Annotated in this window: 26 protein-coding genes and 1 tRNA gene; 13 read left to right on the top strand and 14 right to left on the bottom strand. The window is 68.2% G+C overall.

Translation table 11 applies throughout. The annotated features are described in order from the left end of the window. Positions 1 to 12 precede the first annotated feature (12 nt). The 7 genes from ACZYW1_RS20900 to aceE form a co-directional block, all read right to left on the bottom strand. Positions 13 to 1434 carry an acyl-CoA carboxylase subunit beta gene (locus ACZYW1_RS20900; RefSeq protein WP_463788375.1) on the bottom strand — a complete coding sequence of 474 codons (1422 nt, stop codon included), beginning with the start codon at positions 1432 to 1434 and terminating at the stop codon, positions 13 to 15. 40 nt (positions 1435 to 1474) lie between these two features. Beyond that, on the bottom strand, positions 1475 to 2743 hold the full coding sequence (gene kasB / locus ACZYW1_RS20895; RefSeq protein WP_463788374.1) for a 3-oxoacyl-ACP synthase KasB: 1269 nt from the start codon (positions 2741 to 2743) through the stop codon (positions 1475 to 1477). 64 nt (positions 2744 to 2807) lie between these two features. After that, positions 2808 to 4058, bottom strand: a complete 1251-nt coding sequence (gene kasA, locus ACZYW1_RS20890) for a 3-oxoacyl-ACP synthase KasA (RefSeq protein ID WP_463788373.1) — start codon at positions 4056 to 4058, stop codon at positions 2808 to 2810. Next, the gene (acpM, locus tag ACZYW1_RS20885) at positions 4055 to 4363 is read right to left on the bottom strand and encodes a meromycolate extension acyl carrier protein AcpM (RefSeq protein ID WP_292991251.1); all 309 of its coding nucleotides are present in this window, start codon (positions 4361 to 4363) and stop codon (positions 4055 to 4057) included. The genes kasA and acpM overlap by 4 nt, the downstream gene beginning before the upstream one ends. A gap of 81 nt (positions 4364 to 4444) precedes the next feature. Continuing rightward, positions 4445 to 5353: an ACP S-malonyltransferase gene (locus ACZYW1_RS20880; RefSeq protein ID WP_463788372.1), complete on the bottom strand. Its 909-nt coding sequence runs from the start codon at positions 5351 to 5353 to the stop codon at positions 4445 to 4447. 128 nt (positions 5354 to 5481) lie between these two features. After that, on the bottom strand, positions 5482 to 6780 hold the full coding sequence (locus ACZYW1_RS20875; protein ID WP_463788371.1) for a PucR family transcriptional regulator: 1299 nt from the start codon (positions 6778 to 6780) through the stop codon (positions 5482 to 5484). A 97-nt stretch (positions 6781 to 6877) separates the two neighbouring features. Next, complete coding sequence (gene aceE / locus ACZYW1_RS20870; protein WP_463788370.1) at positions 6878 to 9670, bottom strand: pyruvate dehydrogenase (acetyl-transferring), homodimeric type; 2793 nt, start codon at positions 9668 to 9670, stop codon at positions 6878 to 6880. A gap of 220 nt (positions 9671 to 9890) precedes the next feature. Here aceE and ACZYW1_RS20865 point away from each other — a divergent pair, with 220 nt between their 5' ends. From ACZYW1_RS20865 to ACZYW1_RS20845, 5 genes are all read left to right on the top strand, one after another. After that, positions 9891 to 10463: a hypothetical protein gene (locus tag ACZYW1_RS20865; protein ID WP_463788369.1), complete on the top strand. Its 573-nt coding sequence runs from the start codon at positions 9891 to 9893 to the stop codon at positions 10461 to 10463. Between the two features lie 95 nt (positions 10464 to 10558). After that, on the top strand, positions 10559 to 10984 hold the full coding sequence (locus tag ACZYW1_RS20860) for a DUF3052 domain-containing protein (protein WP_463788368.1): 426 nt from the start codon (positions 10559 to 10561) through the stop codon (positions 10982 to 10984). Next, complete coding sequence (locus tag ACZYW1_RS20855; RefSeq protein WP_463788367.1) at positions 10984 to 11445, top strand: peroxiredoxin; 462 nt, start codon at positions 10984 to 10986, stop codon at positions 11443 to 11445. Before ACZYW1_RS20860 ends, ACZYW1_RS20855 begins: the two co-directional genes overlap by 1 nt. Positions 11446 to 11500: 55 nt before the next feature. Further along, positions 11501 to 11575, top strand: a tRNA-Val gene (locus ACZYW1_RS20850). Positions 11576 to 11594: 19 nt separating this feature from the next. Further along, on the top strand, positions 11595 to 12395 hold the full coding sequence (locus ACZYW1_RS20845) for a thioesterase family protein (RefSeq protein ID WP_463788366.1): 801 nt from the start codon (positions 11595 to 11597) through the stop codon (positions 12393 to 12395). Here the strand turns inward: ACZYW1_RS20845 and ACZYW1_RS20840 are convergent. Then, positions 12392 to 12787 carry a lipocalin-like domain-containing protein gene (locus tag ACZYW1_RS20840; protein WP_463788365.1) on the bottom strand — a complete coding sequence of 132 codons (396 nt, stop codon included), beginning with the start codon at positions 12785 to 12787 and terminating at the stop codon, positions 12392 to 12394. The genes ACZYW1_RS20845 and ACZYW1_RS20840 overlap by 4 nt on opposite strands. 113 nt (positions 12788 to 12900) lie before the next feature. Here ACZYW1_RS20840 and ACZYW1_RS20835 point away from each other — a divergent pair, with 113 nt between their 5' ends. Continuing rightward, a complete protein-coding gene (locus ACZYW1_RS20835; protein WP_463788364.1) occupies positions 12901 to 13188 on the top strand; it encodes a hypothetical protein in 288 nt (95 codons plus the stop codon). A gap of 130 nt (positions 13189 to 13318) precedes the next feature. Next, on the top strand, positions 13319 to 14110 hold the full coding sequence (locus tag ACZYW1_RS20830; RefSeq protein WP_463788363.1) for a bestrophin-like domain: 792 nt from the start codon (positions 13319 to 13321) through the stop codon (positions 14108 to 14110). Between the two features lie 24 nt (positions 14111 to 14134). Here the strand turns inward: ACZYW1_RS20830 and ACZYW1_RS20825 are convergent, their stop codons facing one another. Both ACZYW1_RS20825 and ACZYW1_RS20820 read right to left on the bottom strand, forming a co-directional pair. Continuing rightward, complete coding sequence (locus ACZYW1_RS20825; RefSeq protein WP_463788362.1) at positions 14135 to 15139, bottom strand: zinc-binding dehydrogenase; 1005 nt, start codon at positions 15137 to 15139, stop codon at positions 14135 to 14137. Position 15140: 1 nt separating this feature from the next. Continuing rightward, entirely contained in the window at positions 15141 to 15542 is a 402-nt protein-coding gene (locus ACZYW1_RS20820; protein ID WP_463788361.1) for a VOC family protein, read from the bottom strand. 114 nt (positions 15543 to 15656) lie between these two features. On the opposite strand from ACZYW1_RS20820, the gene ACZYW1_RS20815 reads away from it, so the two are divergent. Further along, on the top strand, positions 15657 to 15806 hold the full coding sequence (locus ACZYW1_RS20815) for a hypothetical protein (RefSeq protein ID WP_463788360.1): 150 nt from the start codon (positions 15657 to 15659) through the stop codon (positions 15804 to 15806). 3 nt (positions 15807 to 15809) lie between these two features. On the opposite strand, the gene ACZYW1_RS20810 is transcribed toward ACZYW1_RS20815, so the two are convergent. Continuing rightward, on the bottom strand, positions 15810 to 16625 hold the full coding sequence (locus tag ACZYW1_RS20810) for an oxygenase MpaB family protein (protein WP_463788359.1): 816 nt from the start codon (positions 16623 to 16625) through the stop codon (positions 15810 to 15812). Between the two features lie 64 nt (positions 16626 to 16689). On the opposite strand from ACZYW1_RS20810, the gene ACZYW1_RS20805 reads away from it, so the two are divergent. Further along, positions 16690 to 17649: a cobalamin biosynthesis protein gene (locus ACZYW1_RS20805; protein WP_463788358.1), complete on the top strand. Its 960-nt coding sequence runs from the start codon at positions 16690 to 16692 to the stop codon at positions 17647 to 17649. Here ACZYW1_RS20805 and ACZYW1_RS20800 read toward each other — a convergent pair. The 3 genes from ACZYW1_RS20800 to ACZYW1_RS20790 are packed head-to-tail and all read right to left on the bottom strand — an operon-like array spanning position 17621 to position 19582. Beyond that, the gene (locus tag ACZYW1_RS20800; protein WP_463788357.1) at positions 17621 to 18445 is read right to left on the bottom strand and encodes an SURF1 family cytochrome oxidase biogenesis protein; all 825 of its coding nucleotides are present in this window, start codon (positions 18443 to 18445) and stop codon (positions 17621 to 17623) included. The genes ACZYW1_RS20805 and ACZYW1_RS20800 overlap by 29 nt on opposite strands. Beyond that, positions 18445 to 18936, bottom strand: a complete 492-nt coding sequence (locus ACZYW1_RS20795; protein ID WP_463788356.1) for a low molecular weight protein-tyrosine-phosphatase — start codon at positions 18934 to 18936, stop codon at positions 18445 to 18447. Before ACZYW1_RS20795 ends, ACZYW1_RS20800 begins: the two co-directional genes overlap by 1 nt. Next, complete coding sequence (locus ACZYW1_RS20790) at positions 18929 to 19582, bottom strand: HAD-IA family hydrolase (protein WP_463788355.1); 654 nt, start codon at positions 19580 to 19582, stop codon at positions 18929 to 18931. Before ACZYW1_RS20790 ends, ACZYW1_RS20795 begins: the two co-directional genes overlap by 8 nt. A gap of 84 nt (positions 19583 to 19666) precedes the next feature. Here ACZYW1_RS20790 and cobC point away from each other — a divergent pair, with 84 nt between their 5' ends. The 4 genes from cobC to ACZYW1_RS20770 are packed head-to-tail and all read left to right on the top strand — an operon-like array spanning position 19667 to position 23677. After that, on the top strand, positions 19667 to 20713 hold the full coding sequence (gene cobC / locus ACZYW1_RS20785) for an Rv2231c family pyridoxal phosphate-dependent protein CobC (protein ID WP_463788354.1): 1047 nt from the start codon (positions 19667 to 19669) through the stop codon (positions 20711 to 20713). After that, on the top strand, positions 20710 to 21849 hold the full coding sequence (locus ACZYW1_RS20780; RefSeq protein ID WP_463788352.1) for a Nif3-like dinuclear metal center hexameric protein: 1140 nt from the start codon (positions 20710 to 20712) through the stop codon (positions 21847 to 21849). Before cobC ends, ACZYW1_RS20780 begins: the two co-directional genes overlap by 4 nt. Further along, entirely contained in the window at positions 21846 to 22580 is a 735-nt protein-coding gene (locus ACZYW1_RS20775; protein ID WP_463788351.1) for a zinc ribbon domain-containing protein, read from the top strand. The genes ACZYW1_RS20780 and ACZYW1_RS20775 overlap by 4 nt, the downstream gene beginning before the upstream one ends. Further along, on the top strand, positions 22577 to 23677 hold the full coding sequence (locus ACZYW1_RS20770; protein WP_463788350.1) for a bifunctional RNase H/acid phosphatase: 1101 nt from the start codon (positions 22577 to 22579) through the stop codon (positions 23675 to 23677). The genes ACZYW1_RS20775 and ACZYW1_RS20770 overlap by 4 nt, the downstream gene beginning before the upstream one ends. Positions 23678 to 23696: the final 19 nt, after the last annotated feature.

Here is a 23696-nt window from a genome sequence, read left to right as displayed (position 1 = left end):
CTCAGCCGACGATTACAGCGGGATGTTCTTGTGCCGTCCGCGCCGGGCCGGTGCCTGGGCCAGCGCCTCGGTGATCCGGCTGCGGGTGTGGGCGGGGTCGATCTTCTCGTCGACCACGCCGATCTCGATAGCGTTGTCCACACCACCGGCGATCCGCTCGTGCTCGGCGGCCAGTTCCTCGTGCAGCGCGTCGCGCTCGTGCTCGGCGGCGGCGGCCAGCTTCTTCTTGTGCAGGATGCCGACGGCAGCCTTGGCGCCCATCACGGCGACTTCGGCATCCGGCCAGGCGAACACCTTGGTGGCACCCAGTGAGCGCGAGTTCATCGCAATGTAGGCCCCGCCATAGATCTTTCGGGTGACCAGCGTGACGCGCGGAACGGTGGCCTCACCGAACGCGTGCAGCAGCTTGGCGCCACGCCGAACGACGCCACCCCATTCCTGATCGACACCCGGCAGGTAGCCCGGCACGTCGACGATCACGATCAGCGGGATGCCGAACGCATCGCACAGCCGCACGAAACGCGCTGCCTTCTCGGCACTTTCGGAGTTCAGGCAGCCACCCAACCGGAGCGGGTTGTTGGCCAGCACGCCGACCGAGCGTCCGGACAACCGGCCCAGGCCGACCACCATCGACGGCGCCCACTTGGCCTGGAACTCCTCGAAGGGCGCGTCGCCGTCGAGCAGCGAGGTGACGAGCGGGTGCACGTCGTACGCGCGTCGCGGCGACTCCGGCAGCAGCGCGTGCAGGTCGGTCTCGTTGGCTTCGGCCTTGCTGCGGTCGAAATGCCCCTGCTGGCAGAACAATCCGACCAGCCGGCGACCGCGCTTGTAGGCGTCGGCCTCGTCGTCGGCGACGATGTGGCACACACCGGACTTCTTGTGGTGGGTGTCCGGACCGCCGAGCGAAGCCATGTCGACGTCTTCACCGGTGACGCTGCGGACGACGTCGGGTCCGGTGACGAACACCCGGCCCTCAGGCGCCATGATCACGACATCGGTCAGTGCCGGTCCGTAGGCGGCCCCGCCGGCGGCGAAGCCGACCACGACCGAGATCTGCGGGACGTAGCCGGACGCGCGAATCATCGCTTCGAACACCAATCCGACTGCGTGCAGGGCTTTTACGCCCTCGGCGAGACGCGCTCCGCCGGAGTGCCAGATGCCGACGATCGGGCTCTGCTCCTCGATCGCGGTGTCGTAGGCGTTGACGATGTGCGTGCAGCCCTCGAGCCCCATCGCGCCGCCCATCACGGTGCCGTCGGTGGCGAATGCGATGGTGCGCACGCCGTTGACGGTGCCGCCCGCGGCGAGCACGCCGGACCGGTCACGCTCGTGCAGCAGCTGGAGGCTGCCGTCGTCGAAGAACCTGCGCAGCCGCAGCAACGGGTCGCGCGGGTCGAGCGACTCGTCGATTGCCTCAGGGGCCAGGGTCGTCATCGCAGGTCTCCTCGTCTCGTTGCCGTTCGCGGATCCGGGATCAGTAGCGGCCAAAGGTCAACGCCACATTGTGTCCGCCGAAGCCGAACGAATTGTTGACGGCATACTTGAAGTCGCCGCTTCGTGGCTCGCCCGCAACCACATCGAGATCGATCTCCGGGTCGAGGTTCTCCAGGTTCAGGGTCGGCGGGATGACCTGGTCGCGCAGGGCCTGCACGGTCAGGATCGACTCCACGGCACCGACGGCGCCGACCGAGTGGCCGAGTGCACCCTTGGGCGCGTACACCGCCGCGTTGCCGCCGCCCGCGCCCAGCGCCCGGTTGATGGCCTTGCCCTCGGCCACGTCGCCCACCGAGGTGCCGGTGGCGTGGGCGTTGACGTGGTCGATATCGCTCGGTTGGAGCCCGGCCAGTTGAATCGACCGGGTGATGGCGTGTCCGGCGCGTTCGCCGTTGGGGTCCGGCGCGACCATGTGGAAGCCGTCTGAGGTGACGCTAGCGCCCATCAGGCGGGCCAAGATGCTGGCACCGCGGGCCTTGGCGTGCTCTTCGGTCTCGATGATCATCAGCGCGCCGGCCTCGCCGAACACGAAGCCGCTGCGGTCCTTGTCGAACGGGCGGCAGGCGCCGGCGGGGTCGTCGTTGTTCTTCGACAGCACGATGCGCATCGCCGCGAAAGAGGCGATCGGCACCGCCTCGATCTTGGTCTCGACGCCACCGCAGATCGCGATGTCGGCCTCACCGAGCACGATCTGTTGCCAAGCGCGGGCGATGCCCTCCGACCCGGACGCGCAGGCCGATACCGGGGTCATCACCCCTGCTTTTGCCTCGCGCTGCAGACCCACGGCCGCGGACGCGCCGTTGGGCATGTACATCTGCACGCCCAGCGGGTTGACACCCCGCATACCGTGTTCGCGCATCTTGTCGTACCCGAAAATCAACTCTTCGCTCGAGCCCATCCCGGTGCCGATGGACACCATCAACCGGTCGGTGTCGACCTCCGGCGAACCGGCGTTTTCCCACAACCGCCGGTTGAGGACGGTGGCCATCCTCTGCAGGTAACCCATCCGGCGTTGTTCGACGCGGCCCAGCTGGCTCTCGAATTCTTCGACGAGGTGCCCGCCGATGCGGACCGGCAGGTCGAACTGCTCCACGAACGGGTCGTCGAGCTTGCGAATCCCACTCTGCCCGTCCAGCAGCATTTTCCAGGTGGTCTCCGCGTCAGATGCGAGCGCAGTCGTCATGGCGAACCCGGTGACGACCACGTTGGGGAAACCGTTCCCGGTAGTCAAAGTCGACGATGATGTCATGCGAGCTACCTACGCATCCTTCCCTGCTGGTGCACTGGTCCGGCACCGTCGCCAGACGTCGTGCTCAGTACCGTCCGAACGCCAAGGCGACATTGTGTCCGCCGAATCCGAACGAGTTGTTGATGGCGTATTGGTACTCGCCGTAACGGGGCTCGCCCGCGACGACGTCGAGGTCGATCTCGGGGTCGGGCGTCGTGTAGTTAAGTGTCGGCGGAATGACTCCGTCGCGCAGTGCAAGCACGGTGAGAATCGACTCCAGCGCACCCACGGCACCGATGGAGTGACCCAGCGCCCCCTTGGGTGCGTAGACCGCGGCTTCCGGGCAACCGGCGACCCGGATGGCGTTGGCCTCGGCGGTGTCACCGATCGGTGTGGCTGTCGCGTGCGCGTTGATGTGGTCGACGTCCTTGGGGGACAGGCCCGCCAACTCCAACGAACGTGCCATCGCGCGTCCGGCGCGCACCCCGTCGGCGGCCGGGGCCACCATGTGGAACGCGTCCGACGTGATGCCCGCACCCATCAACCGGGCCAGCGGCTTGGCGCCGCGGGCCTTGGCGTGCTCTTCGGTTTCGATGATCATCATCGCGCCGGCTTCGCCGAAGACGAACCCGTCGCGGTTCTTGTCGAACGGACGCGACGCTCCCTCGGGATCGTCGTTCTTGGTCGACATCGCACGCATCATCGAGAAGGCCGCGATCGGGAGTGCCTCGATGTTGCCCTCGACACCACCGCAGACCGCGAAATCCGCGTCGCCCATGACGATCTGCCGCCATGCGTGGGCGATGGCCTCCGAGCCCGACGAACAGGCCGACACCGGGGTCACCACCCCGGCGCGGGCGCCGAGCTGGAGACCGACGACCGCCGCAGCGCCGTTGGGCATGATCATCTGCACGGCGAGCGGGGACACCTTGCGGGGCCCGCCCTCGTTCATCAGGTCGTAGGTCTCGACGATCTTCTCCGCGCCACCCAGACCGGTGCCGACCACGACCGCGAACCGGTCGGGATCGACTTCGGGGCTACCGGCCGACTCCCACAGCTGCGCGCTGAGGTGCTTGGCAAGGCGCTGGACATACGACATCCGTCGCAGGTCCAGCCGCCCCATGTGGTCGTCGACGGCCTCTTTGAGGTGGCCGCCGATCCGCACCGGCAGATCCCATTTCGTGACGAACTCGTCCTCGAGCACGCGGATGCCGGATTCCCCGGCCAACAAACCCTTCCACGTGCCTTCGATGTCCGGCGCGATCGACGTCGTCGCCTCGACGGCGGTTACCACAACATTGGGGTAACCGCCGTTAGCAGTGGAAGGTTTGGTCACTTGCTCTCAGCCTCGGTCTCGAACTTGGCGCGCAGGGCCTGGGCGGCTTCGGGGTTCTCTTCTTCCAGCTTCTGGATGTAGTTCACGACGTCGCCGACGGTGCGCAGACCGGCGAGGTCCTCGTCGGGGATCTTCACGCCGTACTTGTCTTCGGTCTGCACGGCGATCTCCACCATCGACAGCGAGTCGATGTCCAGGTCGTCGACGAACGACTTCTCCGGGGTGATCTCCGAGGGCTCGATACCGGTGACCTCTTCGATGATCTCGGCGATACCGGCGATGATTTCTTCCTGGCTGACGGACACGTTGTGATTCCCTTCGTAATGTGTTGTGTACTGCTGATTTACGTGATTCGTGCGGTTGTAGAAACGAACAGATCGGGAGGCTTAGAGTTCTGCCAAACCGTCCAGGTCTGCGGGGGTTTTGACGGCGTGTGTCGGTGTCCCGCGTAGTTCACGTTTGGCGATGCCGGACAGAGCCCCCGCCGGTGGGAACTCGACAATCGCCGTCACGTTGCGCTGGCGCAACGTCTCGGAGCACAGATCCCAGCGCACCGGCCGGGTCAGTTGCGCGACAAGCTTTTCCATCGCGTCGGCGGCCGAGCTCACCGGCTGGCCGTCGCGGTTGGACAGCAGTACGGCCGTCGGCTCGGCGGTCGCAACGGACTGCGCCGCTTCGGCGTAGCCCTCGAGCGCCGAGGCCATGAACTCGGTGTGGAACGCGCCGGCCACGCCGAGTGCGCGGACCCGGGCCTTCTCCGGCGGGTCTTCGGCGAGCTTGTCCAGCGCGCTCAGTCGGCCGGCGGCCACGATCTGGCCGGCGGCGTTGCGGTTGGCCGCGACCAGGTCGAGTTGTTCGAGGCGGGCGAGCACAGCGGTTTCGTCGCCGCCGAGCACCGCCGACATCCCGGTGGGCTCGTTGGCGCAGGCCTTGGCCATCTCGGCGCCGCGGGTGGCGGCCAGCGCGACGGCATCGTCCGCGGAGAGCACCCCGGCGATCGCATAGGCGGCGATCTCGCCGACCGAGTGGCCGGCCACCACGAAGTCCTTGTCAGCCAGCAGCCCGCGGCTGGTCAGCTCCTGGTGGGCGAGCAGCGTCGCCGCGACGATCAGCGGCTGCGCGATCGCGGTGTTGGTGATTTCCTCCGTCGAGGCGGTGGTGCCCAGCCGGGCCAGATCGAGGCCGCTGGCCGTCGACCACGACGAGAGACGGTCCGCGGCGCCGGGCAGTTCCAGCCACGGCGACAGCATCCCCTCGGTCTGCGACCCTTGTCCGGGCGCGAGCAACGCAATCACGTTATTAAGGGAACACTGTGAAGCGGACTTTGTGCCGTGTAAAGGATTATGAACCTTGTCTTATGTTTTTGTGGAGACCCGACAAAAACGCCCGTGATGCGACGTGTTCGATATCTAGCCGCAATCTGTCAGCCGACGTCGGCGCTGCTCGACGGCGCAACCAGGTCCTTCTCGATCACCCGCGTGATGGGCGTCACGATGTTGCTGGAGGCGCTGGACTGCTGCGCCTGGTAGGCGAGCTGGCCGACCGTCGCGGCCACCCGGAGCACATACGCGTCGCGCGGCAGGGTCGGATCGCGGCCGGTGAAGTCGGCGATCCGGCGGAGGCGGTACCGCACGGTGTTTGGATGAACGAACAACTTGCGGGCGCAGGCCTCGATCGCGCCGCCGCAGTCCAGGTAGGCGTCCAGGGTCTCGGTCAGCGTCGGACCCGCGTCGGCGAGCGGCCGCATCACGTCGGTGTGCAACGCCGCGACGGCCGCCGCGTCACCCATCAGCGCCCGCTCAGGCAGCAGTTCGCGCGCCAGCACGGGCCGCGGCGCACCACGCCAGCCGGTCACCGCGTTCATGCCGGAGATGGCCTCACTGGCGCTGTGGTAAGCCGCCGTCAACATCGGCGCTGTCGGCCCGATCACCACCGGTCCGTCGGAGAAGGCGTCCAGCAGAGCGCCGAATACCTTCTCGGTCGGTGTCAGCTGGCCGGAGACGATCGCGACCAGATAGGTGCCGTGCACGTCGGTGAGCGCGGCGCGGCCATGACGGGCCGCGATGTCCCGAACGTCCTGGCTGGCACGGTTTTCCCGGCCCGGTGCCGGCGTCCCCACCACTACGGTCGCCGGAGCGGTGGTGTCCCAGTTCAGCGTTGCGGCCCGGGACAGCAGCTCCGGGCCGGTGTCACCGCGCACCACCGCGTCGACCACGGTGGCCTCCATCCGGCTGTCCCAGTTCCCGCGCGCCTCGGCCGCATCGGCGTAGGCGGTGGCGGCGCTGAAGGCGAGGTCTCGGCTGTACTTGAGGATCCCGACCGTCAACGCGGTCAGTTGCTCGTCAGACCGGGCCAGCAGCGGCGCGACCTCTTCGAAGAACTCCAGGGTCACCCGGATCATGTCCACCGAATGCCGCAACGGCATCCGCTGGGTCAGGTCCTGCGGCATCAGCTCGAAGGCCCGGGCGGTGTAGTTGACGTTGCTGCTCGGGTCGGTCATCCACTCGACGAAGTTCGCCACGGCGGTCTGCACGACCAGCGACAGGCTGGCCCGCTGCGAGGCTTCGAGCTCGGCGAAGAACGGCAGCCGGTCCTGCATCGCGGTGACTGCTTCGGTGGAAAACCGGCCGGAATACTGCTTCAACCGGCGCAGCAGCGAGTCCGGGACGGTGTCCAGCAGGTCCAGCGTCGTCCGGGGGGTGGGGAACTGCTTGTCGGGCATTCCTAAAAGCTACCCCCGTTTTATGGATGGTTCTGCCAAACGCGCTGGGATCGGCGTCACGAGACCGTGGCTCGCCGCCTGCTCGGCGACGGGAGTCTCAGGCCCCCGGCCCTGGGTCCGACGTCTGCGCCGGGGCCGCCTGGACGTCATCGATCCGGTACTGCCGCGCGGCCGCGACCGGCACCGATGGATCGATCTCGCCATCGCGGGCCAGCGCCTCCAGCACCGCGACGACCTGGGACTCGGCATCGGTGTTGAAGTAGCGGCGGGCGGCGGGCCTGGTGTCGGAGAAGCCGAAGCCGTCGGTGCCCAGCGTGACGTAGGTGCCCGGGACCCACGGCCTGATCTGCTCGGGAACCGCGCGCATCCAGTCCGACACGGCGATGAACGGCCCGCTCGCCTTGGCCAGCGCCCGGGTCACGTATGCCTCGCCGGCAGGCCGGTCAGGGTGCCGCAGCCGCTCCTTCTGGATCGCGACGCCGTCGCGATTGAGCTCACTCCAACTGGTCACCGACCACACGTCGGCGGCCACATCCCAGTCGGCGGCCAGCATCTCGGCGGCATGCAGCGCCGCGGGCATCGCGACGCCGGACGCCAAGATGTTGGCGGCGTTGGTGCGGCTCTCGGCGGCCGGTTGGTACCGGTAGATGCCACGCAGCACCCCGTCGGGGTCGAAGTGCTCCGGCTCCGGCGGCTGCACGTAGGGCTCGTTGTAGATGGTCAGGTAGTAGAAGACGTTGTCGGCGTTCTCGCCGTACATCCGGGCCAGCCCGCCCTCGATGATGTGCGCGATCTCGAAGGCGAACGCCGGGTCGTAGGACAGCACCGCGGGGTTGGTGGCGGCCAGCAGCAGTGACTGCCCGTCGGCGTGCTGCAGGCCTTCGCCGGTCAGGGTGGTGCGACCCGCGGTGGCGCCCAACAGGAATCCGCGGGTCATCTGGTCGGCTGCCGCCCACAGCCCGTCGCCGGTGCGCTGGAAACCGAACATCGAGTAGAAGATGTAGATCGGGATCATCGGCTCGTTGTGCGTCGAATACGACGTGCCCGCGGCGGTGAACGACGCGACCGATCCGGCTTCGTTGATGCCCTCGTGCAGGATCTGGCCTCGTTCACTTTCCTTGTAGGCCAGCATGAGTTCGGCGTCGACGGCCGTGTACAGCTGCCCGTTGCGGTTGTAGATCTTCAGCGACGGGAACCACGAGTCCATCCCGAACGTGCGAGCCTCGTCGGGGATGATCGGGACGATGCGCGGTCCGATCTCCTTGTCGCGCAACAGTTCTTTGAATGTCCGGACCGTCGCCATGGTGGTCGCGACTTCCTGGTGCCCCGAACCCTTCTTCAGCGGTGCGTAGATCTCGCAGCCGGGCAGCCGCAGTCTCTTGGTCTTGATGCGACGCTCGGGCACGAAACCGCCCAGCGCGTGCCTGCGCTCGAGCAGGTAGCGGATCTCCGGGGCTTCGGCGCCGGGGTGGTAGTACGGCGGCAGGTAGGGGTCCTGCTCGAGTTGCTCGTCGCTGATCGGGATGCGAATCGCGTCGCGAAAGTCCTTGAGGTCTTGCAGCGCAAGCTTTTTCATCTGATGGGTGGCGTTGCGGCCCTGGAAGTGGGCGCCCAGCGAGTAGCCCTTGATGGTCTTGGCCAGGATCACCGTCGGCTGGCCGTGGTGGTCGACGGCGGCCCGGTAGGCGGCGTAGACCTTGCGGTAGTCATGGCCGCCGCGTTTGAGGTTCCAGATCTCGGCGTCGGACATCGGTTCGACGAGAGCCTTGGTGCGCGGGTCGCGGCCGAAGAAGTGGTCGCGGACGTAAGCGCCGTCGTTGGCCTTGTAGGTCTGGTAGTCGCCGTCGGGCGTGGTGTTCATCAGGTTCACCAGCGCGCCGTCGCGGTCGGCGTGCAGCAGCGCATCCCACTCGCGGCCCCACACCACCTTGATGACGTTCCAGCCGGCGCCGCGGAAGAACGACTCCAGCTCCTGGATGATCTTGCCGTTGCCGCGCACCGGCCCGTCGAGGCGCTGCAGGTTGCAGTTGATCACGAACGTCAGGTTGTCCAGGGCCTCGTTGGCGGCCACCTGGATCAACCCACGGCTCTCCGGCTCGTCCATCTCGCCGTCGCCGAGGAACGCCCACACGTGCTGGTCGGAGGTGTCCTTGATGCCGCGGTCATGCAGGTAGTGGTTGAACCGGGCCTGGTAGATGGCGTTCATCGGGCCCAGGCCCATCGACACCGTCGGGAATTCCCAGAAGTCGGGCATCAGCCGCGGGTGCGGGTAGGACGGCAGGCCGCCGCCGGGATGGCTGTGTTCCTGCCGGAAGCCGTCGAGCTGGTCGGCGCTGAGCCGGCCCTCGAGAAACGCCCGGGCGTAGATGCCGGGGGAGGCGTGACCCTGGATGAAGACCTGGTCACCGCCGCCGGGGTGGGCCTTGCCCCGGAAGAAGTGGTTGAACCCGACCTCGTAGAGCGCCGCCGACGACGCGTACGTCGAAATGTGGCCGCCCACACCGACTCCCGGACGCTGGGCGCGGTGCACCATGATCGCGGCGTTCCACCGGATCCAGGCCCGGAAGCGCCGCTCGACGTCCTCGTCGCCCGGGAACCAGGGTTCCAGCTCGGTCGGGATCGTGTTGACGTAATCGGTCGACGTCAGCGAGGGCAGCGCCACCCGCTGCTCGCCGGCCCGCTCCAGCAGTCGCAGCATCAGGTAGCGCGCTCGTGCCGGACCCTGGCGCTCCAAGAGCTCGTCGAAGGATTCCAGCCACTCGCCGGTCTCTTCGGGGTCGATGTCGGGCAGATAGGACGCGACGCCCTCGCGGATCACCCGGACGCGATCGGGTTCGCTTGTGCCGGTTGGATTTTTCGCCAGATCGTGGCGGACGAACTCGGTGGTCAACGCACTACTCCTTTGTAGGCGGCTGACCGGCTTGTGGCTGATCGAGCCGTCGCGGATTGACGTCTTCGGTTGTGTCTCGGTGCTGCGGCCCCTGTGGGGGATGCTCCTATCGTGCCGCACCCGGTGGCGCGCCGCGCAGTGCCTGGCCACGCGGGTACCGAAGGCCACGATGGCGGCGGCGGACGACGCCCGTCGACGCCACCCGGTAACGTCAGAACCTGTGCGGATCGGATGGCTCGGCTGGCCCGGATGGCCCGCTGCTGCGCGGGCGGCGGGATGCGTCGCGGCGGTCCTGATCGCCGTCGTCGGGTGCACCACCGTCACGGACGGCTCCCCGGGCGCTGACGTCGCGATTGCCCCGGCGTACCGGGCGTCGGTGTCCGCGTCGGTCTCGGCCTCGGCGGTCACCTCGAGCATCAAGGAGTCGCGGCATCAGCAGTCGCTGACCACCCAGGCCGTCGTCAAGGTCTGCGAAGGCTTCGTCACCAGTAGCAAAGAGGCCGTCGACCGGGTCAACGACTTCGTCGCGGCCTACAACCGCGGCGGCGACACCTCCGGCGCCGAGCAGCCCGCGATCGACGCACTGACGCGCAGCGCCGACACCGTCGAGGGCGACAGCAACGGCCCGCTGTCCCAGCAGCTTCGCGAGGCGCTCAACTCCTACAACGACGCCGCCCGCGACGTCGCCAACGCGATCCGCTCGCATTTCGGGACCGACCAATTCAATCAGCGGGTCAATCGCCTCAACGACGCCAAGACCGAAGCAGTGAAGCGTTGCCGGGCGTCCCTTTGACTCGACTGATGTGCAACGCTTCGTGCTATGCGACGATAAATCGCATCGCGCGGCGTACTTTGACGCTCGCTCGACACTGACAAGGAGGTCGCACGGTGGTGGCCGCGGATGACGCCCCGAGCTTTGCCGGCAAACTAGGCATCCAACCAGGGCAGGCTGTCCAGGAGTGGGGTTGGGACGAGGACGTCGACGACGACATCCGTGCCGACGTCGAAGATGCCTGCGGCGGCGAGTTGCTCGACGAGGACACCGACGAGATCGTCGACGTCGTCTTGCTGTGGTGGCGCGACGTCGACGGCGACCTGGTGGACACCCTGATGGACGCGATCACGTCGCTGGCCGACGACGGTGTGATCTGGGTGCTCACACCCAAGACCGGTAAGCCCGGCCATGTGCAGCCCGCCGAGATCGCGGAGTCGGCGCCCACCGCCGGTCTGGTGCCGACCTCGTCGGTGAACCTCGGCGACTGGGCCGCGAGCCGTCTGGTGCAACCGAAGTCGCGAGCGGCCGGACGTCGCTGATGCTGGCGGCCGGTAGCTCCGCGCCGGACTTCACCCTGCCCGACCAGAACCGACAGCCGGTCACGCTCAGCGACTTTCGCGGCGCCAGGGACGTGCTGCTGGTCTTTTTTCCGCTGGCCTTCACCGGCATCTGCCAAGGTGAACTCGACCAGATTCGCGATCGTCTGCCCGATTTCGAGAACGACGCCCGCGCCGTGCTGGCGATCTCGGTCGGTCCGGCGCCCACCCACAAGGTGTGGGCCAACCAGAGTGGCTTCCTGTTCCCGGTGCTGTCGGATTTCTGGCCACACGGGGCCGTCAGTCAGGCCTACGGCGTCTTCAACGACGATGCCGGCGTGTCCAATCGCGGCACCTTCGTCATCGACCGGTCTGGCACGGTCCGGTTCGCCGAGATGAAGCAGCCCGGTGAGGCCCGTGACCAGCGGCTGTGGGTAGACGCGCTGGCGGCGCTGAACGCCTGAGCGTTTTCCGGCGGTTTGGGCGCCGAGTGGTCAGAACGGTATCTTTGCCCGGCACGGGCGCGTAGCTCAGTGGTAGAGCTCTGGTTTTACACACCAGCGGTCGGCGGTTCGATACCGTCCGCGCCCACCAACTGCGAGGAGAAGTCGCAATGCCGTCTCTTGCGCCGACCCCCTTCTTCACCTCCGACGGCGATTCCTTCGTCCCCAACCCGGTCGCCCACGGCGGGTGGGGCCCGACCCTGGGCGGGCATGTGGTGGGCGGACTGCTGGCCCGAAGTGTGGAGGCCCAGCGGGCCGATGCGGACTTGGTGCCCGCCCGCTTGACCGTCGACATCCTGCGCCGCGTGGCCGCCGAGCCCGTCGAGGTCCGAGCGCAGGTGCTGCGGACCGGTCGGCGGAACCAGTCGGTCGACGCGACCATGACCCAGCACGGCGAGGTGGTCGCGCGGGCTTCGACGCTGTTCCTCCGCCGTAGCGCGCAGCCCGCGGCGCTCCCGTGGACGACGGCGATCGCCATGCCGCCGATGCCTATGGAACCCGCCGAGTTCGATGATGCGGCACCACTTTTCATCACACCGTACGGTCGCGAGGCGGACGACAGCGCCAATCCCTGGCAGTGGATGGGCCCGCGCTTCGCCTGGATCCGGCACATCCACGCATTGGTCGACGACGAGGAACCGACGCCCTTCGTGTGCGCGGCGATGGCGGTCGACGTGACGGCTTCGATGACCGGCTTTTCCGAGGCGGGACTGGGATTCATCAACGCCGACTACACGATGACGCTGTGCCGGCTGCCCGACGGCCCGTTCATCGGTCTGGCGGCGTTGACGCATTACAGCGATGCCGGAATCGCGACGGGCAGCGCCAGCCTGTTCGACTCCCGCGGGCCGATCGGTACCGGCGTGACGACGGCCGCGGCCAACCCGCACTTCCTCGGGGCGAGCGACTAACGGCGCGACGGCCGCTGCCACCGCAGCCGACTGTGCGTGGTCACGCCGGCGTCGTCGGTCCTGGTCGCCGACAGGGTGAGGGTGTCTCCGTCCACCTCGGCGGAGCGAAACTGCGGCTGCGTCAACAGGTCCGGCATCATCGAGATGGTGACGTCGTGATGCAGCGTCGAGGTTTCCTCGTCGACCGAGAAGCGTCCACCGTAGGCGATGTAGCCGCTCATGTCCGAGGCGGCGAGCTGAGCCGACATGTGACCGTCGGCGGTGTAGAGAATCAGGCCGCGCGGCGCTGTGCCGAGGGGATGACGGTCCTCGCCGGTGGCCGTGTTGCGGGCGACGAACGACACCAATTCCCAGGCGCCGAGCACCGCCTCTCGTAGCGTCACGAGGTCCATCCTTCCCATCGGCGAGCGTCACGGCGTCGGGCGACGTGAACCCGAGATGGCCCCTTCGTGACGGTTCAGCGTGCGCCCGGGCCGGCGTGCCCGGCGCGGGTTATGAATCTACGGTGAGCAACAACCACGTGAATCTGACCCCGCAGGAACGTTCGTTGATCGACGAGAGCCATCCCGACGCTCTCGACCGCATGGACGACAAACAGCTCGGGGATTTGCAGCACCGGCTCCGGACCGCGCGCGAGAAGAACTTCAGCCTGTTGCGGCGCCAAGGCGCGGTCCGGGTAGCGGCCGAAGGTTCGCGCGGCGCAGCACAGCCGGCCAATGAGCGGCGCGGGGAGAAAGTCGAGATCATCGACGAGGCGCTGGCCCGGGTGGCCCAGCGCCTCGGTTCTGGCTAGGGCGTGGCACCGGCTGGTTTTCCGGCCATTCGGCAGTACCAACGGATGAGCTGCGCCGCCTGGTCGGCACGACCTAAGGTCGAACGGCGCACATTCGCGTGGCCGCCGAACCGTCTAGGGAGTGCTGCTCATGAGTTCATGGATAGTGAGCCAGATCCCCTCCGCGGCATTGCTTATCGGGCTGATCGTGGTCATCGCGGGCGGGGCGGCGTCGATTCAGCGCTACGTCCGTCGGCGCTTCCCGGCGCTCACCGGTGACGCGCACAACGAGGGAACCAAGTTCATGTACGGCTTCATCGGGTTCTTCTACGCGTTCTTCATTGGATTCGTGGTCAACTCGCTGTGGGGTCAGAACAACGCCGCAGACGGCTACGCACGCGCCGAAGGTGCTGCGGCGGTCCAAATGGCAAGAGACGCCGTCATATTCGAAGCGCCCGATCGAGACCGCATCCGGCAGAGTCTGCTGACGTACGAACGTGCCGCGATTGCCGAGTGGCCACACGCCGAGAGCGGGCATTCGACGGATGCCGACGCCGCCCTGGCGCGCCTCGGCAAAGCCTACGACGGGATAGCGGCCACGACCGACGCCCAGAAGACCCTGCTCTCGACGTCGTTCTCCAACCTCGACAAGATCAGCCAGGCCCGCACCGTGCGACTGCTCACCGCCCGCGAGGACGCCGGAGTGCCGTGGTCGCTCTGGGCCGTGATCTTCCTGACCAGCACGATGGTCCTCGGCATCGCGATCATCTACGGCGTCGAAAAGCCGATCCTGCACTACCCGATGGTGGCGATCGTCGCCGTCATCATCGCCACCAACCTCTTCCTGATCCTTCAGTTGGCGCAGCCGTACGAGGGTGAGGTGTCGACGACCTCGGACCCACTGCAACAGGTCGTCGCTGTGCTGTCCCAACCTGTTCCGTGAGATCCGGCGGGCCCGGGAACAGCGTCAGGGCACCAACACGACCTTGCCGACGTTCTCCCGCGCGGCCAGGATGCGGTGTGCCTCAGGCGCATCGGCGAACGGCACCGCGGCATGGACGACCGGCGACGCGGTGCCGTCGGACAGCGCCGCCGACAGCGGTCCGATCCAGGGTTCCAGCGTGCCGCGGTCGTCCCACAGCCGCAGCATGTTGATGCCGACGACGGTCTTGGAGTCGCTGATCTGTGAGATCAGGCTGAGCCCACGCAACATCGCCAGCGCCTGCGGCGCCGCGCGCAGCAGCGAGCGCTTCTCGCCCTGCTGCAGCGCCGAAAGGCCGTACGCGACAAGCCGTCCGCCCGGGCGCAGCAGCCCGAAGGACCGCTTCAGCGAGGTACCGCCGAGTCCGTCGAGCACCATGTCGTAGGGACCGAGGCCGTTCCACCAGCCGTCTCGCCGATAGTCGATGGCCTTGTCGACGCCCAGGGCGAGGAGCCGAGTGTGCTTGCCGGGCGACGCCGTGCCGTGCACGATCGCGCCGGACGCCTTGGCCAGCTGGATCGCGGCGATGCCGACCCCGCCGGCCGCGGCGTGCACCAGCACCTGCTCGCCGGCGCGCAGCGAGCCGTAGCCGAGCAGCGCCGCCCACGCGGTGGCGTAGTTGACCGGGACCGCGGCGCCCTGTTCGAAACTCATCGGATCCGGCAGCGGGACAGTGTCATTGGCATCGGCGTTGACGATCTCGGCGTATCCGCCGAAGCGTGTCCCGGCCAGCACCCGCTGGCCCACCCGGGTCGCGTCGACGCCGTCACCGACCGCCTCGATGGTCCCGGCGACCTCGTAGCCGACGACGCACGGCAGCTTGGGCGCATCGGGATACAGGCCGACCCGCGCCAGGTGGTCGGCGAAGTTCACGCCCGATGCGCGCACCGCGATCTGCACCTGACCGGCAGCAGGCGGCGGCGGATCCGGTCGGTCCTGCACCTGGAGCACCGACGGGGGACCGTGCTTGGTGATGACGACCGCGCGCACCTCACTCACTCCCCGGAGGTGCGAAGAACTCCAACGCGATGCCGTCGGGATCGCGGAAGCTCAAACCGGAGCCGTAGGGGGCGTCGACGATTCCACCGTGCTGGATGCGGAGTTCGCCGAGTCGTTCCATCCAGGTCTCGAGTTCGGCCCGGCTGGCGCAGCCGAAACCGACGTGGTCGAGTCCGAGACGGAATTCGCTGAAGCGTCCGTCGGGCGCCGGATGTTCGTGTTGATGGAGACCGAGCAACGTGCCGCCGTCGAGGATCCACACCTGGTGCCGGAATCCGGCCGCCGTACGTTCGTCGATCACCGGATCCGCGTCGAACAGGCGGCGGTACCAGGGACCGCTGACGGCCATGTCGCGGACGGTCAGTGCGACGTGGTTGAGGGCCGGAAACGCCATCGTGCTCTCCAATCTCTCGAAGCTGCGCATGGGGTGTGACGTACGTCTCACCGTAAATCCCGAAGTGGCGAGCGCCACATTTACTTCGTCTGCCTAATTAGTCATGCTTGGTACATGACTTCGCAGCTGACTCCCGACCGCACCAACTCGGACGTTCTGCCCAAGGATTTTGACGCCAACACCGGACCCATCTGGTCGCAGCCGTGGTTCTGGCTGGCCATCGTGGGTGTCATCGGCATGGTGGCGCTCACCATCGCAATCTAGGGCTCACACCACCCGCCAACCCAAGCGGGCACGCACGCGCATGTCGCACAGGTAGAGCCGGTAGCCGACTATCCACGCCTGATGTGGAATCACCCGGTCGGCCAGCCGTAGCGCCGCCAACAACCACTCGAATCGCCGCTGCTGGGATTCTGACCACCCGAACCGCATCATGTCGCGGAATTCCGGAGGCAGAAAGCCCGTCGTCGCGAAGAGGTTGAACGGTCCGGCGGGCGCGCGGAGCGGCCAGGGCAGAAATGCCATCGCCGCGACCCCGCGCAGGTGCTCACGAACCGGGGGTTCAATGCTCAGGTCCTCCAGCGACCGTTTCCAGTAGTCCTCGAAGGCCACCCGGTCCGGCGGCCACATCGATTCGCGCACCTGCAACGTGGTGCCCAACTTTTTGGCGTCCTGACACACCGCGTCCGCGGCCTGCTCGTCGAGCGGCCCGTACAGGAACTCGTGCTGGTCGACGAAGTAACGGTAGAGGCAGGCCGCCACCCACAGCTGCAGCACGGGGTCGAATGCGTTGTAGGACACCGGGCTTGATGCGCTCGAGCGCACCTGGCGGTGCGCCGTGTCGACGGCGGCGCGGATCAGCGCACGATCAGAGTCGGTCCCGATGGTCGCGACGGCCAGGTAGGTTCCGGTGGTTCGGGCCCGCTTGAACGGATGCTTGTAGACGTTGCCGCTGTCGACCGGGCTCTCCAGGACGCCGTAGCCGACCCCGGGCAGCGACAGTTGCATGATCACATTCGCGGCCGGCAGCAGTGCCGCAGCAGGGTTGAGCAGGTCAGCAACCCGGGTGACGGTTCGCTTCATCGGTGGTGTTCCTCGCCGCGAGGCTGCATCAGCCGAGTAGACCACGTTGTGAGACGCTGCCGGAGTGTTTGGCACCACGCAGCGTCACCGGCTCTTGGGCGTGCTGTCGGGGTATCTGGCCGACGTCGTCCTGGCCGACCCGCGGGTGGGTCACCCGGTAGCGGGATTCGGTGCTGCGGCAGGCTCACTGGAGCGGCTCACCTATCGCGACAACAGGTTCGTCGGCGCCGCTCACGCCGCCACGCTGATCGCCGGGGTGGTTCTTTCCGGCGCCGCGCTGCAACGGTTACTCGGCCGGGCCGGCGGCGCCGGAGCCGTCGCAGCCACCGCGGTGGCGACCTGGGTGGCGCTGGGCGGAACCTCGTTGGCGCGCGTCGGATCGGCGATGGGCACCTTGCTCCGCCATGAGGACCTCGACGGCGCCCGCCGGTTGCTGCCGTCTCTGTGCGGGCGGGATCCGGCGACGCTGGACGCCGCGGGCTTGGCGCGGGCGACGGTCGAGTCGGTGGCCGAGAACACCTCGGACGCGCAGGTGGCGCCGCTGCTGTGGGCCGCCGCCGCCGGAGTGCCCGGGGTGCTGGGGTACCGGGCGGTCAACACCCTGGATGCGATGATCGGCCACCGCTCGCCGCGCTATACCCGGTTCGGTTGGGCGGCAGCACGATTGGACGACGCGGCCAACTACGTCGCCGCGCGTGCGACGGCAGCACTGACGGTGGTGTGCGCGCCGGTGGTCGGCGGTTCGCCCCGGGGTGCGGTCACGGCGTGGCGCCGCGACGCGGGGCGCCATCCCAGCCCGAACGCCGGCGCGGTCGAGGCCGCCTTCGCCGGAGCGCTGGGCGTGCGACTCGGTGGGCCCACCCAGTATCACTACCAGCTTCAGATTCGGCCCGCTCTCGGTTCGGGTCGGGCCCCGACGGTCGTCGATGTGGATCGCGCCGTACGGCTTTCGCGTGCGGTGCAGACCGCCGCGTTGATCGCTGCCTGCGTCGGTCTCAGCGTCGCCGGCCGTAACGGTCGGTGAGTTTGTCCTCGACGGTTTGCGGTGCCGGCTTCTCGGTGGCCTCCGCGGCGCGCACCTTGTCGGCGCGGCGGGCCTGGACTTCGGCATAGACGAAGTAGCCCAGCAGAATCGGTGCGATCACGCCGAACGTGATCCACTGGATGCCGTAGGACAGGAACGGTCCCGAGTCCAGGTGGGGCAGGGCGACGACGCCGAGCCCGCCGGGTTGGCCGTCGACGAGTTGCAGGTAAGGCCCGGCCAGCGGGGTGTCGGTCAGCGTGGCGATCTCGCTGGTGTCAATCGAATACACTTGTCGCACACCGTCACTGACAAAGGACTTCTTGTCCGCCAGCGGACCCTCGGAGTCGCGCAGGCGAGCCGTGATGCTCACCGTCCCGCGCGGTGGTGTGGCGACCGGCGGTACCCGTGAACCGGGTAATGGCCGAACATAACCGCGGTCGACCAACACGGTGGGCCCGCCGTCGACGACGAACGGCAGCAGCACCTCCATCGCCTGATCGCCCTCGGCGACCCGCAGCCGGGCCACCACCTGCTTGTCCGCCAGGTAGTGTCCGATCGCCGTCACCCGGCGCCACTCACTGTCGACCGCGGTCGAATCCTGTTGCGGCAGGATTGTTGTCAATGGAACCGGGTCGGTCGTCAGGGAATGCTGGATCTGGTCGTTCGCCCGCGACGTCTTGGTGTTCTTCCCGAGTTGCCAGGGTGCCAGCACGCTGAAGCACAGGTAGGTGAACGCGATCACCACCACGGCCAGCGCTATCCAGCCCGGCCGCAGCAGAAAGGTCAGACGGCGCATCAGCCGTTGCCGTCCGGGGCCAGCTGTTCGTCGACCCAGGTGTGCAGCCCGGGCAGCGCTGCTTCGATCGAGGCGAAGGTGATCTCGAAATCACGGTTGTCGCCGTAGTAGGGGTCATCGACGTCGAGTACATAAGCGCCAGAGCGTGGATCGAACGACCGCAGCATCCGGATCCGGTCGGGGTCGACACCCACCTGCTGCAGCAGCGGAACGTGGTTGCGGGCCAACGCGATCACCAGGTCGGCGTTGATGTGTTCGACGTCCACCTGCGCGGCGCTGTGGTCGGTCGGGTAACCGTGCGCGCGCAGCACCCGATTGGCCCGCTCGTCGGCGGGGCTGCCGATGTGCCAGCCGGCCGTTCCGGCGCTGCTGACCCGCACCGCGTCGGCCAGGCCGCGTTCGCCGATCTGATGGGCGAACATCTTCTCCGCCATCGGCGACCGGCAGATGTTGCCGGTGCAGACGAACGTGACGTGCAGCTGTTCAGACACCCAAGGCCCTCCGCAGTTCGTCGACCGTCTCGACATGGACTGCGCCGCTGGGGGCGTCGGCGAAGTCGGCCCGGCCGTAACCCCAGCCGACCACCACCGCGTCGATACCGTGGACGGCCGCGCCCTCGACATCATGGCGACGGTCGCCGACCATGAAAACGCGTTCGGGCAGCGGTTGCAGTTGCGCCAGCGCGTGCGCCAACACATCGGCCTTGGCGGCTCGGGTGCCGTCGACGCTGGCGCCGGCGATCACGTCGAAGTGCCCGTCGAGGCCGAAGTGTTCCAGGATGCGCTGGGCGGTGGGCTCGGCCTTGGAGGTGGCGACCGCGAGGCGCACCCCGGCGGCGCGCAGATCGGCCAACAGCGGTGCGATCCCGTCGAAGAGGCTGTTGATGGCCCAGCCACGGGTGATGTAGTCGGCGCGGTACGCGGCGATGGCGGCGGCCGCCTGCCCGCCCAGCCCCATGGCCTCGAAGGTGTGGTGCATCGGCGGCCCGACGATCTTGCTGGCCAGGTCGCCCTCGGGGACATCGGCCCCGATCTCACCGAGCGCGTGGCGGAAGCTGGAGACGATGCCGTCCGCGGAGTCGGTGAGCGTGCCGTCGAGATCGAAGATCACCAAAGCCGCCGGGGCCGCGCCTGTCACGTGGCCATTGTCCTCGATGCCGGCGCGCAGCGGCGATCGTGTCCCGATACCCGGCTGCGCGGCGCGGTCGTTACTGTTTCAGATGTGGCGAGTCTGGATTCGAGCGCGTCGATTCCGCTCGCGGCGGCGCGCTATCACGGCGACCAGGCCGCCGAACCCGGCCTGCTCGACTTCGCGGTCAACGTCCGCCACTCCCAACCGCCCGGCTGGCTCACCGATCGGTTGGCGGCTCGGCTCGGCGACCTGGGGCGATACCCGAGCGCGGGTGACGAGCGGGTGGCGCGTGAGGCCGTCGCAGCCCGGCACGGGCGTGCCGTCGACGAGGTCGCGTTACTCGCCGGCGCCGCCGAGGGATTCGCGCTGCTGCCGAACCTGCGGCCCGCACTGGCCGCGTTGATCGCTCCGTCGTTCACCGAACCGGACGCGGCCCTGCTGGCGGCCGGGGTGCCGGTGCGGCACGTGGTGCTGGCTCCGCCGTTCCGGCTGGACGGCGTCCGGGTGCCCGACGCGACGGACCTCGTGGTGGTCGGCAACCCGACCAACCCGACCGCGGTTCTGCACCGCCGCGAGCAGATCCTGGCGCTGCGGCGGCCCGGTCGCATCGTGGTGGTGGACGAGGCGTTCGCCGACGCCGTACCCGGCGAGCCGGAATCGCTGGCCGCCATGCGCCTGCCCGACGTCGTGGTGCTGCGGAGCCTGACCAAGACGTGGTCGCTGGCCGGGCTGCGGGTGGGTTACGCGCTGGGCGCGCCGGAGGTGCTGGCCCGGCTGACCGCCACCCGTCCGCACTGGCCGGTCGGCACATTGCAGCTGACCGCCGTCGCCGCGTGCTGCGCGCCGGCGGCGATCGCCGAAGCCGAAGCCGGCGCCCGGGTGCTGGCGGCGATGCGCGCCGAGATGGTGGCCGGCCTGCGATCGGCCGGGGTCGACACCGTCGACGGCGACGCACCGTTTGTGCTGTTCGCCGTCGACGACGCGGCACTGCTCCGAAAGCACCTGCACAGCAAGGGAATTGCCGTGCGCCGATGTGACACCTTCGTCGGCCTGGACGGGGAGTATCTGCGCGCCGCGGTGCGACCGGAGTGGCCGGAACTGGTGGCCGCGATCGCCGAGAGTGGGGTGGGTCGATGACGGTTCGGTTGGGCACGGTTATCGAGGCGCTCGACGCGGCCTATCCGCCCGGGCTGGCGCAGTCGTGGGATTCGGTCGGCCTGGTCTGCGGTGATCCCGACGACGCACTGAGCTCGGTCACCATCGCGGTGGACGCGACCGCCGCGGTGGTGGACGCCGTTCCAGACGGGGGTCTGTTGCTGGCACACCACCCGTTGCTGTTGCGCGGGGTCGACACGGTGGCCGCCGACACCGCCAAGGGGGCTCTGATCCACCGGCTGATCCGTTCTGGGCGTTCGCTGTTCACCGCGCACACCAATGCCGACTCGGCGTCACCGGGCGTCTCCGACGCGCTGGCGCACGCGCTCGGGTTGACCGTCGACGGGGTCTTGGAGCCCGCACCACCGACCCGGCACCTGGACAAGTGGGTCGTTTTCGTACCACCGGAAAACGCGGATGCGTTGCGGTCAGCGGTCTTTGCGGCCGGCGCCGGACGCATCGGCGACTACTCGCACTGCGACTGGAGCGTGACCGGCACCGGCCAGTTCCTGCCAGAGGCCGGCGCGCAACCGGCGATCGGCAGTGTCGGCGCAGTGGAACGAGTGATCGAGGACCGGGTCGAGTTCGTTGCATCCACCGGGGTGCGGCCACAGGTACTGGCGGCGATGCGGACGGCACACCCGTACGAGGAGCCGGCCTTCGACGTCGTCGCACTCGAGCCGTTACCCAGCGGCGCCGGGCTCGGCCGGGTCGGCGCGCTGGCGCGACCGGAACCCTTGAGCGCATTCGTCGCCCGGGTCAAAAGGGGCCTGCCGCAGACCTCGTGGGGAGTACGTGCGGCGGGCGATCCGGAGGCGACCGTCTCGCGCGTGGCGGTGTGCGGCGGAGCCGGTGATTCGCTGCTGGATGCTGCAGCGGCCGCCGACGTGCAGGCCTATGTGACGGCGGATCTGCGTCACCACCCCGCCGACGAGCACCGCCGTGCCTCCGATGTCGCGCTGATCGACGTCGCGCACTGGGCCAGCGAATTCCCCTGGTGCGAACAGGCTGCCGACGTGCTGCGGTCGGCGTTCGGCGCCGCGCTCTCGGTGGAAACCTGCCAGATCCGCACCGACCCCTGGAACGTCGACCACGCCGACGGGCGAAAGGACGCATGAAAGCCGAAGTAGCACAGCAGCGCTCGCTGTTCGAGGTCGTAGAGCTCGACGCGGAACTGGCCAAGATGGACCACCGCGCCGGTCACCTACCCGAGCGCGCCGACATCGAGCGGATTCACACCGAGCAGATCGCCGCCAATGATCGGTTGGGTGCACTGCAGATTGCGTTGGAAGACTTGGATACTCAGGTCTCGCGCTTCGAGGCGGAAATCGACGGGGTACGCCAGCGCGAGGACCGGGACCGGTCACTGCTGCAGACTGTGGCCGATTCCAAGCAACTGTCGGAACTGCAGCACGAGCTGGAGACATTGGAGCGCCGCCAATCCAGCCTGGAGGACTCCCTGATCGAAGTGATGGAACACCGCGAGCAGCTGCAGAATCAGCGCGACGCCGAGGTGGCCGTCATCGACGGTCTGAAGAGCGAGCTGGCCGCAACGCAGCAGGCTTTGGACACCACCATCGCCGACATCGATCACCATCGTCGAGTGCACCTGTCGCGGCGCGAGGAGATCACCGCCGAACTGGCTCCGGACCTGCTGGCGCTGTACGAGCGGCAACGCTCCGGCGGTGGCCCCGGGGCGGGGCTGCTGCAGGGCGGGCGCTGCGGGGCGTGCCGCATCGAGATCGACCGCGGCGAGCTGGCCCGGATCTCGGCGGCCGCCGACGACGAGGTGCTGCGCTGCCCCGAATGCAGCGCAATTCTGTTGCGGATCAAGGGCATCAACCGGTGAAGGTTGTTGTCGAGGCCGACGGGGGATCGCGGGGCAACCCCGGGCCGGCCGGTTACGGGTCGGTGGTGTGGAGCGCAGACCGGTCCGTGGTGCTGGCCGAGAGCAAGCAGGCGATCGGGGTGGCCACCAACAACGTCGCCGAATACCGGGGCCTGCTGGCGGGTTTGGAAGAAGCCGCAAAGCTGCACGCCAGCGAGGTCGCGGTGGCGATGGACTCCAAGCTGGTGGTCGAGCAGATGTCCGGTCGCTGGAAGGTCAAGCATCCCGACCTGGCCGAGTTGCACGCCCAGGCTCGCGAACTGGCCTCGGCATTCGATCGGATTACCTACCAGTGGATTCCGCGGGCCGAGAACGCGCACGCCGATCGGCTGGCGAACGAGGCGATGGACGCCGCGGCCGAAATCCCGTCGGCCTCGAAGGCAACCCCGACGACCGCCACCGCCGGTGGGACGGCCTCTCCGCCCGGGTGGACCGGTGCGACCGGGTCTGCCACCCGGCTGCTGTTGCTGCGCCACGGCCAGACCGAATTGTCGGTGCAGCGCCGCTATTCGGGCCGCGGCAACCCGCCGCTGACAGCATTGGGCCGGCAGCAGGCCGAGGCGGCCGCCGCCTACCTCGGGTCGCGCGGCGGAATCGCGGCGGTGGTCAGCTCACCCCTGCAGCGCTGCCAGGACACCGCGGCGGCGGCCGCCAAACGGTTGGGCCTGGACGTGGCGGTCGATGACGATCTGGTCGAAACCGATTTCGGCCAGTGGGATGGTCTGACGTTTTCCGAGGCGGCCGAGCGTGATCCCGAGCTGCATCGACGGTGGTTGCGCGACACCACCACCGAGCCCCCCGACGGCGAGAGCTTCGACGACGTCAACCGACGGGTCATGGCCGCGCGGGACCGCATCGTCGGCGAACACGGCGGCAGCACGGTGTTGCTGGTGTCGCACGTGACGCCGATCAAGATGCTGCTGCGCGCAGCGCTGGACGCCGGGCCGGGCATCCTCTATCGGCTGCATCTGGACCTCGCGTCGTTGAGCATCGCCGAGTTCTACCCCGACGGCGCATCGTCGGTTCGGCTGGTCAACCAGACCGGGTATCTGGGTTGAGATCGCCGTCGTCCGGGTA

It is taken from the genome of Mycobacterium sp. IDUB_36 (assembly GCF_055419225.1).
The sequence above is the reverse complement of the archived record's forward strand: the minus strand, read 5'-3'. Positions and strand labels throughout refer to the sequence as shown.

What these genes read in the sequence shown, in the direction of transcription:
- ACZYW1_RS20900 (WP_463788375.1), bottom strand. Translation starts at nt 1,434, where the DNA reads ATGACGACCCTGGCCCCTGAGGCAATCGACGAGTCGCTCGACCCGCGC.
- kasB (WP_463788374.1), bottom strand. Translation starts at nt 2,743, where the DNA reads ATGACATCATCGTCGACTTTGACTACCGGGAACGGTTTCCCCAACGTG.
- ACZYW1_RS20875 (WP_463788371.1), bottom strand. Translation starts at nt 6,780, where the DNA reads ATGCCCGACAAGCAGTTCCCCACCCCCCGGACGACGCTGGACCTGCTG.
- ACZYW1_RS20855 (WP_463788367.1), top strand. Translation starts at nt 10,984, where the DNA reads ATGCTGGCGGCCGGTAGCTCCGCGCCGGACTTCACCCTGCCCGACCAG.
- ACZYW1_RS20845 (WP_463788366.1), top strand. Translation starts at nt 11,595, where the DNA reads ATGCCGTCTCTTGCGCCGACCCCCTTCTTCACCTCCGACGGCGATTCC.
- ACZYW1_RS20840 (WP_463788365.1), bottom strand. Translation starts at nt 12,787, where the DNA reads ATGGACCTCGTGACGCTACGAGAGGCGGTGCTCGGCGCCTGGGAATTG.
- ACZYW1_RS20830 (WP_463788363.1), top strand. Translation starts at nt 13,319, where the DNA reads ATGAGTTCATGGATAGTGAGCCAGATCCCCTCCGCGGCATTGCTTATC.
- ACZYW1_RS20820 (WP_463788361.1), bottom strand. Translation starts at nt 15,542, where the DNA reads ATGGCGTTTCCGGCCCTCAACCACGTCGCACTGACCGTCCGCGACATG.
- ACZYW1_RS20815 (WP_463788360.1), top strand. Translation starts at nt 15,657, where the DNA reads ATGACTTCGCAGCTGACTCCCGACCGCACCAACTCGGACGTTCTGCCC.
- ACZYW1_RS20810 (WP_463788359.1), bottom strand. Translation starts at nt 16,625, where the DNA reads ATGAAGCGAACCGTCACCCGGGTTGCTGACCTGCTCAACCCTGCTGCG.
- ACZYW1_RS20800 (WP_463788357.1), bottom strand. Translation starts at nt 18,445, where the DNA reads ATGCGCCGTCTGACCTTTCTGCTGCGGCCGGGCTGGATAGCGCTGGCC.
- ACZYW1_RS20780 (WP_463788352.1), top strand. Translation starts at nt 20,710, where the DNA reads ATGACGGTTCGGTTGGGCACGGTTATCGAGGCGCTCGACGCGGCCTAT.
- ACZYW1_RS20775 (WP_463788351.1), top strand. Translation starts at nt 21,846, where the DNA reads ATGAAAGCCGAAGTAGCACAGCAGCGCTCGCTGTTCGAGGTCGTAGAG.